Raw genomic sequence first — 16,838 nt, forward strand, 5'->3', positions numbered from 1 at the left:
ATGTGATCCAGAGGCCCCTGCTGGAACCTCTGTGGGAGCGAGCCTGCTCGCGAAGGCGGTGTGCCAGCTGATCGTTCCCACGCTCTGCGTGGGAATGCCTCTAGGGACGCTCCGCGTTCCAATGGGACGCAGAGCGTCCCGGGCTGCATTCCCACGCGGAGCGTGGGAACGATCAATCAAAGACACAGGAAATTACGGTGCTGGCTAGATCGCCTCACGCGATGGCTTGCCATCCACCAAACGCTGAATCCGCAGCGGGTTGGCGTTTTTCAGTGGTTCGGGCAGCAAGCTGTCCGGGTAGTTCTGGAAGCACACCGGGCGCAGGAAGCGATCGATCGCCAGCGTGCCCACTGACGTGCCGCGCGCATCGGACGTCGCCGGGTACGGCCCGCCGTGCACCATCGAATCGCACACTTCGACACCGGTCGGATAACCGTTGAGCAGGATGCGCCCGACCTTCTGTTCCAGCAGCGGCGTCAGTTCGGCGAATTGCTCGAAATCAGACGGCTCGCCGATGATCGTCGCGGTCAACTGACCGTGCAGGCCGTGCAGCGCCGCGCTCAGTTGTGCCTGATCGGCCACTTCGACGATTACTGTGGTGGGGCCGAACACTTCTTCCTGCAGCACTTCGTCACCGTTGATCAACAGGCTGACATCGGCCTTGAACAACTGCGGCTGCGCCTGATTGCCCTGCTGCGGATTACCGGCCAGATGCTCGATGCCGCTGTGCGCCAGAAGCTTTTCCAGGCCTTTGCCATAGCTGCCGAGGGTGCCGGCGTTGAGCATGGTTTGCGCCGGTTGATCACCGATTGCAGCGGCGACTTGCTGTACAAACGCGCTGAACTGCGGCGAGCGAATACCGATGACCAGACCCGGGTTGGTGCAGAACTGACCGCAACCCTGAACCACCGAAGCGGTGAGGTCGCGCGCGACGGTTTCCGAACGCGTGGCCAGTGCTTGCGGCAAAACGATCACCGGGTTGATGCTCGACATCTCGGCGAACACCGGGATCGGTTGCGGACGTGCGGCTGCCATGTCGCACAGGGCGCGACCGCCTTTCAGTGAACCGGTGAAACCAACGGCCTGAATCGCCGGATGCTTGACCAGCCATTCGCCGACGCCGCCACCGTAGATCATGTTGAACACGCCAGCGGGCATACCGGTTTTTTCTGCGGCACGAATGATCGCGTCGGCGACCAGTTCAGCCGTGGCCATGTGGCCGCTGTGGGCCTTGAACACTACCGGGCAACCGGCGGCCAGCGCTGCTGCGGTATCGCCACCGGCAGTGGAGAACGCCAGCGGGAAGTTGCTCGCACCAAACACGGCGACCGGGCCGAGGCCGATGCGGTATTGGCGAAGATCCGGACGTGGCAGCGGCTGACGATCCGGCAGTGCCAGATCGATCCGCGCGCCGTAGAAATCACCGCGACGCAGGACTTTGGCGAACAGACGCATCTGCCCGCTGGTGCGACCGCGCTCGCCCTGAATGCGCCCGGCTGGCAGCGCGGTTTCGCGGCAGACCACGGCGACGAAATCGTCGCCAAGCGCATCCAGCTCATCCGCGACCGCATCGAGGAACTGCGCGCGACGTTCGGCGCTAAGGCTGCGATAGGTCGGGTAAGCCGCAGCGGCGGCCTTGGCAGCGGCGTCGACTTCTTCGGCCGTGGCCTGAATGAAATCGTGCGGCAGGGCCTCGCCAGTGCTGGCGTCGACCGAGTGCAGTTTGACGCTGCCAGCGGCGCTACGCTGACCGCCGATGTAGTTGTGACCGAGAATCTGAGTCATGGGATCTCCTTAAAGGGTGCCGATGCTGTCCGGTTCAAAAGCCGCCTGAACCGGTGCGATACCGTTGACCAGCGGTGCGCCGAAGTCGGCCTGGCTGATCTCGAACGTGTCGCCCGGCTGAGTGCGGATGCCGTCGGCAAACGACAGGGTCGCTGTGCCGAAAAAATGAATGTGCACGTCGCCCGGACGCAGGAACTGACTGTATTTGAAGTGGTGGTACTCGAGGTTCGCCAGGCTGTGGCACATGTTGGCCTCGCCGCTGAGGAACTCGTTCTGCCAGAACACTTCGCCGTCACGCAGGATTCGGCTGGTGCCGGCAAGGTGTTGAGGCAATTCACCGGTACGAAGTTCCGGGCCATAACTGCAACTGCGCAATTTCGAGTGCGCGAGGTACAGGTAATTCTTGCGCTCCATGACGTGGTCGGAGAACTCGTTACCGACGGCGAAACCGAGGCGATACGGCTTGCCATCGTTGCCGATGACATACAGGCCGGCCATCTCCGGCTCTTCGCCGGCGTCCTCGGCGAACGGCGGCAGCGGGAACGGCTGCCCCGGACGCACGACAATGCTGCCGTCGCCCTTGTAGAACCACTCTGGTTGCACACCGGCCTGCCCCGCCGCCGGTTTGCCACCCTCCACGCCCCACTTGAAAATGCGCATGGTGTCGGTCATCGCCGCTTCATCGCCGGCCTGCTGGTGCATCTTGTCCCGGGCCGAAGCACTGCCCAGATGGGTCAGACCAGTACCGCTGACCAGCATGTGCGCCGGATCCGGGTGATCGAGTGGCGGCAGGATGCGCAGGTCTTTGAGCAACTGCCCATAGTCGTGACTGGCGCCGAGGCCGAGGCTTTGCACTTGCTGCTCAAGCGAGCCGCCGGCCTCGATTGCCGCCAGGGCCAGATCACGGACACTGCGGGCGTCCTCGACTTCGCGGACCTGACCGTTGTCGACCACGCCGACACGGCGCTCGCCGTTGGGTAATTCGAATTGAACCAGATGCATGATTTTCTCCTGTTCCATCAAAAACGCCGCTATCCCCCTGTGGGAGCGAGCCTGCTCGCGAAAGCGGTGTATCAGTCACCAACAGTGTTGAATGTGATGGCCTCTTCGCGAGCAGGCTCGCTCCCACAGGGGCCAGTGTTGGTCAGTCAGGTTCGGGTCGCGCCACGGGCGCTGGCGGCGAACTGGTCGACGGGCAGCACATGCTTGCGCTCCAGCACGCGGTAAACGACGCCGGTCAGAATCAGCCCGAACACCATCACGCCCGAGAGGAAGTACAACCCCGAAGCCAGATTGCCGGTGTATTCCTTCAACGCGCCGATCACGAACGGCCGATGTAACCGCCGAGGTTGCCCACCGAGTTGATCAAGGCAATCCCCGCCGCGGCACTGGCGCCAGCAAAGAAACGCCCCGGCAAGGTCCAGAACACCGCGGTGCATGAGAACAAGGCAAACGCCACCAGACACAGCGCCGCCAGTTGCGCCACCGGCAGCGACAGCCAGGCACTGAGGAACAGGCCCAGCGCACCGAGCACATACAACACCGCCAAATGGCCGTAGCGATCGTTCAAACGGTCGGAGCTACGCGGAATAATCAGCAGGCCGATGATCCCGAAAATGTATGGCACCGAAGAGACGAAACCGGTGACCAGATCGCTGCCGCCGAACTGTTTGATCAACGTTGGCAGCCACAGGCCGAGGCCATAAATGCTCAGGGTCACCGGCAGATAGAACAGCGCCAGCAACAACACGCGTTTGTCTTTCAACGCATGCAGAGGGTTGCCGTGACGGGTCTGGCCGTACTCCTGCAAGTCCTTTTTCAGCTCGCCGGTCAGCCAGTCTTTTTCCGCCTGATCCATCCACTTCACTTGCTGCGGGCCGTCCGGCAGCCAGCGCAGGACCGGCCAGGTCAGCAGGATCGCCGGCGTGCCGATGACGATGAACAGCCACTGCCAGCCGTGCAGGCCGAGGATACCGTCCATGCCGAGCAAACCGCCGGACACGGGACCGGTGATCATCATCGCAATGGGTTGCGAAAGGATGAACAGGCCGAGGATCTTGCCGCGATGGCGCACCGGGAACCATTGGGTGATGTAGTACAGCACGCCGGGGAAGAAGCCCGCCTCGGCCGCGCCGAGCAGAAAGCGCATCACATAGAAGCTGTGCGGCCCTTGCACGAAGGCCATGCCGATGGTGATCGCGCCCCAGGTGATCATGATCCGCGCGAACCAGCGCCGCGCGCCGAAGCGTTCGAGCATCAGGTTGCTGGGAATCTCTAAAAGAAAGTAACCAATGAAAAACAACCCGGCACCGAGGCCGTAGGCGGCATCGCCGATGCCGATGTCGGCGCCCATGTGCAGCTTGGCGAAGCCGACGGCGGAGCGATCCACATAGGCGATCAGGTACAGCAGGATCAGGAAGGGAATCAGTTTCAGTGTGATGCGCCGGACAAGCCGCAATTCCTGGCTCATGAGATCGGTCTCCGATTGTTGTTTTTATAGAACCTCGGGGGACGCCTCTCGCCAAAACAGCCAGGGCCATCCCTCCGTCGAAAACGACTATATAGTAATACTAATTACCCAACAACACTTCCAAAGCGCGGATTTTGAGCTTAGATTAAGCGTCAGCTCGCAAACAATAGTCTTACAATAAGAGAATCGATCATGTCTGATAAGAAACCCACCCTGCGCTCCGCCCAATGGTTTGGCACGGCCGACAAGAACGGCTTCATGTACCGCAGCTGGATGAAGAATCAGGGCATCGCCGACCATCAGTTCCACGGCAAGCCGATCATCGGCATCTGCAACACCTGGTCGGAACTGACTCCGTGCAACGCGCACTTCCGCCAGATCGCGGAGCACGTCAAACGCGGGGTGATCGAGGCCGGTGGTTTTCCGGTGGAGTTTCCGGTGTTCTCCAATGGCGAATCGAACCTGCGCCCGACTGCCATGCTCACCCGCAACCTGGCGAGCATGGACGTTGAAGAAGCGATTCGCGGCAACCCGATCGACGGCGTCGTGCTGCTCACCGGTTGCGACAAAACCACTCCAGCACTGCTGATGGGCGCGGCCAGTTGCGACGTGCCGGCCATCGTCGTCACCGGCGGGCCGATGCTCAACGGCAAGCACAAAGGCAAGGATATCGGCTCTGGGACCGTGGTCTGGCAGCTCAGCGAACAGGTCAAGGCCGGCACCATCACCATCGATGACTTCCTCGCGGCCGAGGGCGGCATGTCGCGTTCGGCGGGCACCTGCAACACCATGGGCACCGCGTCGACCATGGCGTGCATGGCTGAAGCGCTGGGCACTTCGCTGCCGCACAACGCCGCGATTCCGGCCGTAGATGCGCGCCGTTATGTGCTGGCGCACATGTCCGGCATGCGTGCGGTGGAGATGGTGCGTGAAGACCTGAAACTGTCGAAGATCCTCACCAAAGAAGCCTTCGAAAACGCTATTCGTGTCAACGCTGCCATCGGCGGTTCGACCAACGCCGTGATCCACTTGAAAGCCATCGCCGGGCGCATCGGCGTCGAGCTCGATCTGGACGACTGGACCCGCATCGGTCGCGGCATGCCGACCATCGTCGACCTGCAACCGTCCGGGCGTTTCCTGATGGAAGAGTTCTACTACGCCGGTGGTTTGCCAGCGGTGCTGCGCCGCCTCGGTGAAGCCAATCTGATCCCCAACCCGAACGCACTGACGGTCAACGGCAAGTCCATCGGCGAGAACACCAAGGACGCGCCGATCTACGGCGAAGACCAAGTGATCCGCACCCTCGACAATCCGATTCGCGCCGACGGTGGCATCTGCGTGTTGCGTGGCAATCTGGCGCCGTTGGGCGCGGTGCTCAAGCCGTCCGCCGCCACTGCTGAACTGATGCAGCATCGCGGGCGTGCGGTGGTGTTCGAGAACTTCGACATGTACAAGGCCCGGATCAACGATCCGGAGCTGGACGTCGATAAGGATTCGATTCTGGTGATGAAAAACTGCGGGCCGAAGGGTTATCCAGGCATGGCCGAAGTCGGCAACATGGGTTTGCCAGCCAAGCTGTTGGCAGAAGGCGTGACCGACATGGTGCGTATTTCCGATGCACGCATGAGCGGCACCGCGTACGGCACGGTGGTTTTGCACGTCGCCCCGGAAGCCGCAGCCGGCGGGCCTTTGGCGGCAGTAAAGGAAGGCGACTGGATCGAGCTCGATTGCGCCAGCGGCCGTTTGCATCTGGACATTCCGGATGCTGAACTGGCCGCGCGAATGGCCGATCTGCAAGCACCGCAACAGTTGCTGGTGGGCGGTTATCGTCAGCTGTACATCGACCACGTGCTGCAGGCGGATCAGGGTTGCGACTTTGACTTCCTGGTTGGCTGCCGTGGTGCCGAGGTTCCGCGCCACTCTCATTGACACCCCACTGATCGTTCCCACGCTCCGCGTGGGAATGCAGCCCGGGACGCTCCGCGTCCCTTTCAGAGCTGGAACGCGGAGCGTCCCTTGAGGCATTCCCACGCAGAGCGTGGGAACGATCATTGCCTACCTCAAGATTGTGCCGTGCCTGCTATGATGCGCGGCATCTCCATCGCTCAGGATCGCGCCACTCCCCATGGATTACCGCAAACCTTCCGACCGTAAAAGCATGCACTCGCGCATCGTCCAGGAACTGGGCATGCAGATCGTCTCCGGACGCTTTTTGCCCGACGACAAACTGCCCGCCGAAGCCCTGCTGTGCGAGGAGTACGCGGTCAGTCGGCCGGTGTTGCGCGAAGCCACGCGGGTGCTGGTGGCCAAGGGTCTGGTGTATTCCAAACCGCGCGTCGGCACCGTGGTCAAGGCCCGCCGTGAGTGGCACATGCTCGACCCGGACGTGCTGCACTGGCTGATGCAGAGCAGCCCGCAGAATGAATTCTTCAACGTGCTCACCAGCGTGCGCAGCATCATCGAACCGGCAGCCGCCGCCCTCGCCGCTCAGCATGCAACCGATGCCGACATCGCCGCGATCAACGAAGCCTACCAACGCATGGAAGCCGCGCCGACCCCGGAAGCGCTGTTGCAACCGGACCTGGACTTCCACAGCCGCATCGCCGATGCCACGCACAATGATCTGCTGGCGAACTTGTGCAACATGTTAGCAGTGGCGATTGCCGAGGCGTTGAAGCATTCCAATCAACGGCCGAATCTGCATGAACTGGCGTTGCCCAGGCACAAGGCGATTCTGACCGCCATCGAGAACCGCGATGCCCTGGGTGCCCGGCATGCGACGCTGGTGCAGTTGGATGATGCGCGTAGTGCGTTGAGTGTTGTGCTTGGCGCAGAGCTTTCTTAGGGCTTGAGATCGCTTGCCCTCACCCTAGCCCTCTCCCAGAGGTAGAGGGGACCGATTGGGGGATATTTGAGATTTACGCCGACTTGAACGATTTGCGCTGAATCCAACATCGCTTGGTATTGCAGGTCCAGTGATTTGCTTTGAATCCATAATCGACTCGATCTTTCAGGTCGGTGTATGGCGAAAGACGCCGCGGTCAGTCCCCTCTCCCTCCGGGAGAGGGCTAGGGTGAGGGGCTCTTGATCTTGGACCACAAAAAAAGCCGCAACCCATCAAGGTTGCGGCTTTGTCGTTTCAGCCTGTCAGATCAGTGGGCAAACAGCGAATTGCCCTTCTGCCCCGCCAGCTTCTCCGGCTTGATCAGGAACTTGGCCAGCGCTGGCAGCAGCCACAGCGCACCGAACATGTTCCACAGCAGCATGAAGGTCAGCATCAGACCCATGTCGGCCTGGAACTTGATCGCCGAGAAGATCCAGGTGCACACGCCGATCGCCAGGCACAGACCGGTGAACAGCACCGCTTTACCGGTCGACTTCAGGGTCTGGTAATAGGCTTCCTGCAACGGTAGCCCGGCACGCAGGAAACTTTCCAGGCGGCTGTAGATGTAGATGCCGTAATCCACGCCGATCCCCACGCCCAACGCCACCACCGGCAGCGTCGCGACTTTCACGCCGATGCCCATGAACGCCATCAGCGCGTTGCCGAGCACCGAGGTGAGTACCAGCGGCAGGACGATGCACAGGGTCGCTGCCCAGGAGCGGAAGGTGATCATGCACATCACCGCCACGCAGATGTACACCAGAATCAGGATGGTCAGCTCAGCCTGTTTGATGACTTCGTTGGTGGCTGCTTCGATCCCGGCGTTACCGGCAGCGAGGATGAATTCCAGGCCGTCCTTGTTGTTTTCCTTGGCGAACTCCTGCACCGCGTTGACCGCACGATCGAGGGTTTCGGCCTTGTGGTCGTTGAGGAACACCAGCACTGGCGCCAGCGAGCAGCTGTTGTTGTACAGGCCATCGGCGCGGGCGATCGAGTTGTTCAGCACGTCCGGGTTGCGCGACAGGGTTTCCCATTTCAGGTTGCCCTCGTTCATGCCCTTGATCATCTGCTTGGACACGGTCACCAGCGAGATCGCCGACTGTACGCCCTCGGTGTTCTGCATCTTCCACATCAGTTGATCGATCGGCGCCATGGCTTCGTAGCGCGAGCAGCCTTCGGCCTTGGTCTTGACCATCACCACCAGCACGTCGGAGCTGGTCGAGTAGTTGCTGATGATGAAGTTGTTGTCCTTGTTGTAGCGTGAGTCCGGACGCAGTTCCGGCGCGCCCTGGTCGAGGTCGCCGATCTTCAGGTTCTGGCTGTACCAGAGGCCGCCGCCGAAGGCGATCAACGCCAGGGCTACCGAAATCGGCGCGACTTTCGGGCTGGCGAAGTTCGACAGCAGGCGCCAGAACGGGTGTTCGCGGTTCGCATCTTTCTTGCTCTTGGCAATCGCGCGCTTGCTGATGCCGACATAGGAAATCGCCACCGGCAGCAGGATCAGGTTGGTGAACACGATCACCGCAACGCCGATGGACGCGCCGATCGCCAGTTCACGGATCACGCCGATGTCGATGATCAGCAGGGTGATGAAGCCCACCGCATCGGCCAGAATCGCGATCATCCCCGGCAGGAACAACTGGCGGAAGGTGCGCCGCGCAGCGGTCAGGGCGTTATCGGCCTCGCTGGATTGCAGGGCGATACCGTTGATTTTCTGCACGCCGTGGGAAATGCCGATGGCGAAAATCAGGAACGGCACCAGCATCGAATACGGGTCGAGCCCGAAGCCGAAGAAGTGCATCAACCCGAGCTGCCAGACCACCGCCACCAGCGTTGTGCTCAACACCGCGATGGTGCTGCGCAGGCAGTTGGTGAACCACAGCAGCAGAATCAGGGTGATGACGAAGGCGACACCGAAGAACAGCACCACCATCACCAGACCGTCGATCAGGTCACCGACCTTCTTGGCGAAACCGACGATGTGGATCTTGATGTTGGGGTTCTGCGCTTCGAATTTGTTGCGGATCTTGTCTTCGAGCTCATGGGAGAACTGGCGATAGTCCAGCGCCAGCAACTTGCCCTGATCCTGCGGGTCCGGATAGGCCTCGAGCAGCGGGATGTCGACGATGCTCGACTTGAAGTCGTTGGCCACCAGACGCCCGACCTGGCCGGACTTGAGCACGTTGTTGCGCAGCAGATCGAGGCTGTCCTGCGAGCCGTTGTAGCTCTGCGGAATCACTTCACCGCCGGCGAAACCCTCTTCGGTTACTTCGGTCCAGCGTACGCTCGGGCTCCACAGCGATTTGAGGCCGGAACGATCGACGCCGGAAATGTAGAACACTTCGTCGTTGATCTGGCGCAGGGTCTCCATGTACTCCTTGGAGAAGATGTCGCCGTCGGTGGCCTCCACCGAAATACGCACGGTGTTGCCCAGGTTCGCCAGATCGTTGCGGTGCTCCATCATCTTTTCGATGAAGGGATGCTGCAGCGGGATCATTTTTTCAAAACTGGTCGACGGCCGAATCAGCGTGGCCTGCCAGAACAGGAAAATGCTCACCACCAGGCAGATCAGGATCACGGCCGGACGGTTGTTGAAGATCAGGCGCTCGAGAACCGTCGCCTTTTCCTGCTGAGGAGTGATCAAGGAAGTCATAGCCCCGCCTTCTTGTTATTGGTCTCGGCACCGTTTGGCTGGGTGATGTGCAAGCCACCCTGCCCGGTCAGAATCAGGTTGCCGTTGCCGGCGGCGGTGACCGACGACAGCGAAATGCGATCCGGGCGGTTGAACACGCTGAAGGTTTCGCCGTTGTCGCTGCTGCTGATCACCGAGCCGCCGTTGCCGACGATGACGATCGAGCCGTCTTCCAGCAGCGTGCCGCCGGACAGACCGAACTCCAGCGCACCGCGAGCGGCTTTGAGTTCGACCTGCTCCCAGTTGCTGCCGAAATCAGTGGAGCGATAAAGGTTGCCGCGCAAGCCGTAAGCCAGCAGGGTCTGCGGCTGCGCCGTGCCGATCACGCCGAACAGTGAACCTTCGTACGGGCCTTCAAGCTTTTCCCAGGTCTGGCCGTCATCGGCGGAGCGGAACATGCTGCCGGACTCGCCGACGATAAACAGCCCGGCGTCTTTCACGGCGGCGATGGCGTTGAGGTGGAACTGGTCTTCGTTGTCGAGGCGATCGCTGACGTCTTCCCAGTGCTTGCCGCCATCGGAGGTTTCCAGCAGCGTGCCGTAGGCGCCCACGGCAAAGCCGCTGCTGGCGTCCTTGAACCAGACGTCGAGCAGCGGCGATTCGCGTGCGAGGTCTTCGAATTGTTTGGTCCAGGTCAGACCGCCGTCTGCGCTGGCGAGAATCTGTGCATCGTGGCCCACGGCCCAACCGTTTTTGTCATCGACGAAATACACGGCAGTGAGCAGTTGCCGGGTTGGCACCTTGGCCTGGGTCCAGGTTTTGCCCTGGTCATCGGAATAGACGATGTGCCCGCGATCGCCGACCGCGACCAGACGCGCGCCAGCGTGGACGACATCAAGAATCAGGCTTTTCGCGGCCTTGGCCGATTCGGTGGCATAGACCACGTCAGCCGGGGCCTCGGCGGCAATCACAGGTGCCGATAACGTGGCAAAGCCCAGCAGCGAGAGTGCTGTGGCCAGCAACGCGGTGTTGCGTAACGCCGGCGGGCGGCAACGACTCATAGACCTTCCCCTATTTATTATTGTTGGGCCATCGGGCCTTCAAGGGCGCCGCAAGGGTGCTCGGCTAGTGGCAGATCAGAAGCATAGTCCTGAAACCCGCAATCCAGAGCCCCTTCGGAAGCTGGCTCATCCTATCGGGCTTTGCAAATGTCTGACAATCGGCGCCGCGTTATCTTTTGTTAACCGAAAGCGGCTCTCTGTAACCCATCATTTTCCCTGTGGGAGCGAGCCTGCTCGCGAATGCGGTGTATCAGTCACCCTGTTTATTGGCTGAACCACCGCTTTCGCGAGCAGGCTCGCTCCCACAGGGTTTGTAGTGATGGTTGGTTTTGCGACAAAGGGTGAATGCGCAGCCATTCGTAGGATGGATGACGCAATTGTTGCTGAGGGGACTTGCAGGATCGGTATTATGGTATACCATCAGACGCACAGACACTCTCAATCCCCCAACGGAGCAGCTCATGAGTTTCGAAATTCGCAAGATCGTCAGCTATGTCGAAGAAACCTTCATCGAAGGCGGCAAGGCTACTGACAAGCCGGTGACCATGGTCGGCCTCGCCGTGGTGATGAAGAACCCTTGGGTGGGCAACGGTTTTGTCGAAGACCTCAAGCCGCAGATCCGCGCCAACTGCTCCGACCTCGGCGCAATGATGGTCGAGCGTCTGGTCGGCATCATCGGCGGTGCCGAGAAGATCGAGGCCTACGGCAAAGCGGCGGTCGTCGGCGCTGATGGCGAGATCGAGCACGCCTCCGCCGTGATCCACACTCTGCGCTTCGGCAATCACTATCGCGAAGCGGTAAAAGCCAAGAGCTATCTGAGCTTTACCAACAAGCGCGGCGGCCCTGGCACTTCGATTCAGATCCCGATGATGCACAAGGACGACGAAGGCCTGCGTTCGCACTACATCACCCTGGAAATGCAGATCGAAGACGCGCCGCGTGCTGACGAAATCGTCGTCGTGCTCGGTTGCGCCGACGGTGGCCGCCTGCACCCGCGCATCGGCAACCGCTACATCGATCTGGAAGAACTGGCTGCCGAAAAAGCCCAGTAATCACAATAAAAAGGCATTGCAGGAGCGCTCCATGATTCGGCTCACCGCTGAACTCACCCCGGCTGGCACCAGTTACCTGGCGACCGGCCAAGGCCAGCCCGTGGTATTGATCCACGGCGTGGGCCTGAACAAAGAAATGTGGGGCGGGCAGATTGTCGGCCTCGCCAGCCAGTACCAGGTGATCGCCTACGACATGCTCGGCCACGGCGCCAGCCCGCGCCCGGCCAGCGGCACCGACCTGCTCGGTTACGCCGATCAGTTGCTCGAGCTGCTCGATCACCTCAATCTGCCCCAGGCAGCGGTGATCGGTTTCTCCATGGGCGGTCTGGTCGCGAGGGCCTTCGCCCTGCACTACCCGGAGCGCCTGCAAAGCCTGGTGGTGCTGAACAGCGTGTTCAACCGCAGCGAAGAACAGCGTGCCGGTGTCATCGCGCGCACTGCGCAGGCTGCCGAACATGGCCCGGACGCCAATGCCGAAGCGGCGTTGTCGCGCTGGTTCAGCCGTGAATATCAGGCGGCCAACCCGGCGCAGATCGCCGCGTTGCGCCAGACCTTGGCCAACAACGATCCGCAGGGCTATCTGACCACTTATGAATTGTTTGCCACCCAGGACATGTACCGCGCCGACGACCTGAGCAGCATTCAGGCGCCGACGCTGATCGCCACCGGCGAACTCGACCCCGGCTCGACGCCGGAAATGGCCGAGCAACTGGCCCGACGCATCCCCGGCGCGAAGGTTGCCGTGCTGCCCGAGCAACGGCATATGATGCCGGTAGAGTCGCCGCGTCTGGTCAATCAGATGCTGCTGGAATTTCTCCAATTCGCACACGCCCGACAAAACCATATAAAGGGGATCGTTGCATGACACTCGCACGCTTCCAGATGTGCATCGGCGGAGACTGGGTCGACGCCCTCTCCGGCAAGACCTTCGAAAGCCTCAACCCGGCCTCCGCGCAAGCCTGGGCGGAACTGCCCGACGCCGATGAAGCGGACGTCGAACGCGCCGTGCAAGCAGCGCAAACGGCCTTCGACAGCCCGGCGTGGCGCGGCCTGACCGCCACTGCGCGCGGCAAACTGCTGCGCCGCCTCGGTGATCTGATCGCTGAAAACAAGGAACACCTGGCGCAGCTGGAAAGCCGCGACAACGGCAAGCTGATCCGCGAAACCCGTGGCCAGGTCAGCTATCTGCCGGAGTTCTTCCACTACACCGCAGGCCTCGCTGACAAACTGGAAGGCGGCACCCTGCCGCTGGACAAGCCCGACCTGTTTGCCTACACCGTGCACGAAGCCATGGGTGTGGTCGCCGCGATCATTCCATGGAACAGCCCGCTGTACCTGACCGCGATCAAACTGGCCCCGGCTCTCGCCGCCGGCAACACGATTGTGATCAAGCCGTCCGAGCACGCCTCGGCGACCATTCTCGAGCTGGCGCGTCTGGCCCTCGAAGCCGGGATTCCGCCGGGCGTGGTCAACGTCGTCACCGGTTACGGCCCGAGCACCGGCGCCGCCCTCACCCGCCATCCGCTGATCCGCAAGATCGCCTTCACCGGCGGCGCGGCCACGGCGCGGCATGTGGTGCGCAGCAGCGCCGAGAATTTCGCCAAGCTGTCGCTGGAGCTGGGCGGCAAGTCGCCGAATATCATCTTCGCAGACGCCGATCTGGACAGCGCGATCAACGGTGCGATTGCCGGCATCTACGCGGCGTCCGGGCAGAGTTGCGTGTCTGGTTCGCGCTTGCTGGTGCAGGACGAAATCTACGACGAATTCGTCAATCGTCTGGTCGAGCGCGCCCAGCGCATCCGCATTGGCAACCCGCAGGAAGACAATAGCGAGATGGGGCCGATGGCCACCGCGCAGCAACTGGCGGTGGTCGAAGGTCTGGTCGCTGACGCCATCGCCGAAGGCGCGCGTTTGCGCACCGGCGGCAAGCGTCCGGCGGATCTCGGCGAAGGCTGGTTTTACGAGCCGACGCTGTTCGAATGCGATCGCAATTCGATGAAGATCATGCAGGAAGAAGTCTTCGGCCCGGTGGCTTCGGTGATTCGTTTCAAGGACGAAGCCGAAGCGCTGGCGATCGCCAATGACTCACAGTTCGGCCTCGCTGCCGGCATCTGGACCCGTGACCTCGGTCGCGCCCATCGTCTGGCGCGCGATGTGCGCTCGGGGATCATCTGGGTCAACACCTACCGTGCGGTGTCGGCGATGGCGCCGATCGGCGGCTTCAAGAACAGTGGCTATGGACGCGAAAGCGGCATCGATTCGGTGCTGGCCTACACCGAACTGAAAACGGTGTGGATCAACCTCTCCCAGGCGCCAATGCCTGATCCGTTTGTGATGCGCTAGGAGTCCTGCGAAATGATCGAACCCGGCATTTACAAAGACGTCATGAGCTCGTTCCCGTCCGGCGTTACGGTGGTCACCACCCTCGACCCGGACGGCGGCATCGTCGGCATCACCGCCAGCGCGTTCAGCGCGCTGTCGATCGACCCGGCGTTGGTGCTGTTCTGCCCCAACTACGCGTCCGACACCTATCCGGTGCTGCGCGACAGCAAGAAATTCGCCATCCATTTGCTCTCCGCCGAGCAGACCGCCGAAGCCTACGCGTTCGCCGGCAAGGGCAAGGAAAAGGCCAAGGGCATCGAGTGGCACCTGAGCGATCTGGGCAACCCGATTCTGGCCAAGGCCACGGCGATCATCGAGTGCGAGTTGTGGCGTGAATACGACGGCGGCGATCACGCGATCATTGTCGGCGCAGTGAAGAACCTGATCCTGCCCGAGCAACCGGTGACGCCGATGATTTATCACAAGGGCAAGTTGGGTGCGTTGCCTGCCTTGACCTGACGGATCCACCCAACTCCCACTGTGGGACGACCCATTGTGGTGAGGGGATTTATCCCCGACCGGCTGCGAAGCAGTCGTAAAACCATTGCGCGCGGAATATCTGGCAAATCGCCGTTGCAGGTATTGGGGGTGCTTCGCACCCCGTCGGGGATAAATCCCCTCACCACAGGGTTCATTCCAACAAGGGGATCTGTGTTGTGAGGAGGAATGATGAGTAACGAGAAGTACGAAAAAGGTCTGAAAATCCGCACCCAGGTATTGGGCGAAGCCTATGTTCAGCGCTCGATAGACAACGCCGACGATTTCACCCGTCCGCTGCAGGAAATGGTCACCGAGTACTGCTGGGGCCATGTCTGGGGGCGTGAGGGTTTGTCGCTCAAGGAGCGCAGCATGATCAACCTGGCGATGATCTCGGCGCTCAACCGCCCGCATGAACTCAAGCTGCATGTGCGTGGCGCCTTGCGTAACGGCCTGAGTCGTGAGCAAATACGCGAAATTCTGCTTCAGGTCGGCATTTATTGCGGCGTTCCGGCGGCCGTGGACAGTTTCCGGCTGGCCCGTGAAGCCTTTGCCGAAGCCGACGCCGAGGCCTCCAGTTAACCCTCGGCTGTTTTGATGCCCGTCTGGCATGGACAGCCAAGCTCAAGAGCGGACCCCATGAAACGCCAGCCACTCGACGACAGCTTCAAGGTCAATCGCAACCCCGTTACCCTGCGCGAAATCGTGCTGGACAAACTGCGTAGCGCGATCATGAATTTCCAGCTCATGCCAGGTGATCGTCTGGTCGAACGCGACCTCTGCGATCGCCTCGGTGTCAGCCGCACTTCGGTGCGCGAAGCCTTGCGTCACCTCGAATCCGAAGGTCTCGTCGAATTCGCCGATGCCAAAGGCCCGCGCGTAGCCATCATCACCCTCGACGACGCCGTCGATATCTACGAACTGCGTTGTGTGCTCGAAGGCCTGATCGTGCAGCTGTTCACCCTGCGCGCCAAAGCCAAGGACATCAAAGCCCTGGAAAAAGCCCTCGATGACAACCGCAAGGCGCTCAAGGACGGCGAGCTGCAACAGGTGATCGACTCGGTGCAGGGCTTCTACGACGTGCTGCTCGAAGGCTCGGGCAACCATGTCGCCGCCACCCAATTGCGTCAGTTGCAGGCACGCATCAGCTATCTGCGCGCGACCTCGGTGTCCCAGGAAAACCGTCGTGGCGCGAGTAATCACGAGATGGAAAAAATGGTCGAGGCGATCAAGAGCGGCGATCCGCTGGCGGCGCATCAGGCGTGCGTAGATCACGTCCGCGCTGCGGCTGCCGTGGCCCTCGATTACCTCAAGCGCAAGCAGGAAGAAACCGGCGTCGCCGTCAAAGGCACCCCGGCGATCACCCTGCCGATCGCGCTGAAAGAACCCCGCATAGGTCAATGACATGTTCAGCCCGAGCTTTTGCCCGAAATGCGGTGGCCCTGACCTCGGTCAGCAGACGCCGCCGGGTGATACGCACGAGCGCCTGATGTGCCGCGGCTGCGGCTACATCCACTACGTCAATCCGAAGATCATTGCCGGCTGCATCATCGAGCAGGACGGCAAATACCTCTTGTGCCAACGGGCGATTCCCCCGCGCCCCGGCACCTGGACGCTGCCGGCCGGTTTCATGGAAAGCGGTGAGACCACCGAACAGGCGGCGCTGCGCGAAGTCTGGGAAGAAAGCGGCGTGCGCGCGGAAATCGTCTCGCCGTATTCGATCTTCAGCGTGCCGAAAATCAGCGAGGTGTACATCATATTCCGCGCCATCGCCCTGGAGATCACCGGGCAGTACGGGCCGGAGACCATGGATTACAAGTTCTTCGCCCCGGAAGAGATTCCGTGGGAGCAGATCTACTACCCGGCGATCCGGCAGATCCTCGAGCGCTATATCGAAGAGCGCCAGGCTGGGGTTTACGGGATTTACATGGGCAATGATGACAGCGGCAAGATCCATTTCATGCGCTAAAAATCACCTTCCCCCTGATCGTTCCCACGCTCCGCGTGGGAATGCCTCTACGGACGCTCCGCGTTCGGCTCTGGATGGGACGCAGAGCGTCCCGGGCTGCATTCCCACGCGGAGCGTGGGAACGAT

At 61.4% G+C, this 16,838-nt stretch carries 13 protein-coding genes and 1 pseudogene; 9 read left to right on the forward strand and 5 right to left on the reverse strand.

Features of this window, described 5'->3' with window-relative positions; translation table 11 throughout:
- Positions 1–204: 204 nt before the first annotated feature.
- The 3 genes and pseudogenes from V8J63_RS24160 to V8J63_RS24170 all read right to left on the reverse strand — a co-directional run bounded on the left by V8J63_RS24160 (position 205) and on the right by V8J63_RS24170 (position 4,255).
- On the reverse strand, positions 205–1,785 hold the full coding sequence (locus tag V8J63_RS24160) for an aldehyde dehydrogenase (NADP(+)) (RefSeq protein ID WP_024013181.1): 1,581 nt from the start codon (positions 1,783–1,785) through the stop codon (positions 205–207).
- A 9-nt stretch (positions 1,786–1,794) separates the two neighbouring features.
- Positions 1,795–2,787, reverse strand: a complete 993-nt coding sequence (gene araD1, locus V8J63_RS24165) for an AraD1 family protein (protein ID WP_130927339.1) — start codon at positions 2,785–2,787, stop codon at positions 1,795–1,797.
- A 146-nt stretch (positions 2,788–2,933) separates the two neighbouring features.
- Positions 2,934–4,255 (reverse strand): annotated as a pseudogene (locus tag V8J63_RS24170) (MFS transporter).
- A gap of 192 nt (positions 4,256–4,447) precedes the next feature.
- On the opposite strand from V8J63_RS24170, the gene V8J63_RS24175 reads away from it, so the two are divergent.
- Complete coding sequence (locus V8J63_RS24175; RefSeq protein WP_024013184.1) at positions 4,448–6,184, forward strand: IlvD/Edd family dehydratase; 1,737 nt, start codon at positions 4,448–4,450, stop codon at positions 6,182–6,184.
- Positions 6,185–6,380: 196 nt separating this feature from the next.
- Positions 6,381–7,100, forward strand: a complete 720-nt coding sequence (locus V8J63_RS24180; RefSeq protein ID WP_024013185.1) for a FadR/GntR family transcriptional regulator — start codon at positions 6,381–6,383, stop codon at positions 7,098–7,100.
- Positions 7,101–7,407: 307 nt separating this feature from the next.
- Here the strand turns inward: V8J63_RS24180 and V8J63_RS24185 are convergent, their stop codons facing one another.
- Positions 7,408–9,792 (reverse strand): efflux RND transporter permease subunit, encoded by a 2,385-nt coding sequence (locus V8J63_RS24185; protein WP_024013186.1) that lies wholly within the window; start codon positions 9,790–9,792, stop codon positions 7,408–7,410.
- Positions 9,789–10,832 (reverse strand): WD40/YVTN/BNR-like repeat-containing protein, encoded by a 1,044-nt coding sequence (locus V8J63_RS24190; RefSeq protein WP_122507913.1) that lies wholly within the window; start codon positions 10,830–10,832, stop codon positions 9,789–9,791. Before V8J63_RS24190 ends, V8J63_RS24185 begins: the two co-directional genes overlap by 4 nt.
- 461 nt (positions 10,833–11,293) lie before the next feature.
- Here V8J63_RS24190 and V8J63_RS24195 point away from each other — a divergent pair, with 461 nt between their 5' ends.
- The 7 genes from V8J63_RS24195 (at position 11,294) to V8J63_RS24225 (ending at position 16,712) form a co-directional block, all read left to right on the forward strand.
- Positions 11,294–11,884, forward strand: coding sequence for an amino acid synthesis family protein (locus V8J63_RS24195; protein WP_007968626.1), 591 nt, complete (start codon positions 11,294–11,296; stop codon positions 11,882–11,884).
- A gap of 31 nt (positions 11,885–11,915) precedes the next feature.
- Positions 11,916–12,749, forward strand: a complete 834-nt coding sequence (locus V8J63_RS24200; protein WP_071172700.1) for an alpha/beta fold hydrolase — start codon at positions 11,916–11,918, stop codon at positions 12,747–12,749.
- Complete coding sequence (locus V8J63_RS24205; RefSeq protein WP_125927343.1) at positions 12,746–14,227, forward strand: aldehyde dehydrogenase; 1,482 nt, start codon at positions 12,746–12,748, stop codon at positions 14,225–14,227. The genes V8J63_RS24200 and V8J63_RS24205 overlap by 4 nt, the downstream gene beginning before the upstream one ends.
- Positions 14,228–14,239: 12 nt before the next feature.
- Entirely contained in the window at positions 14,240–14,725 is a 486-nt protein-coding gene (locus V8J63_RS24210) for a flavin reductase family protein (protein WP_016775013.1), read from the forward strand.
- A gap of 210 nt (positions 14,726–14,935) precedes the next feature.
- Positions 14,936–15,325: a carboxymuconolactone decarboxylase family protein gene (locus V8J63_RS24215; protein WP_027613073.1), complete on the forward strand. Its 390-nt coding sequence runs from the start codon at positions 14,936–14,938 to the stop codon at positions 15,323–15,325.
- Between the two features lie 57 nt (positions 15,326–15,382).
- Entirely contained in the window at positions 15,383–16,147 is a 765-nt protein-coding gene (locus V8J63_RS24220) for a GntR family transcriptional regulator (RefSeq protein WP_016775014.1), read from the forward strand.
- A gap of 1 nt (position 16,148) precedes the next feature.
- The gene (locus tag V8J63_RS24225) at positions 16,149–16,712 is read left to right on the forward strand and encodes an NUDIX hydrolase (RefSeq protein ID WP_024013191.1); all 564 of its coding nucleotides are present in this window, start codon (positions 16,149–16,151) and stop codon (positions 16,710–16,712) included.
- Positions 16,713–16,838 lie beyond the last annotated feature (126 nt).

It is taken from the genome of Pseudomonas sp. CCNWLW23 (genome assembly GCF_037095675.1).
In the GTDB taxonomy this organism is placed as follows: Bacteria; Pseudomonadota; Gammaproteobacteria; order Pseudomonadales; family Pseudomonadaceae; genus Aquipseudomonas; species Aquipseudomonas atacamensis.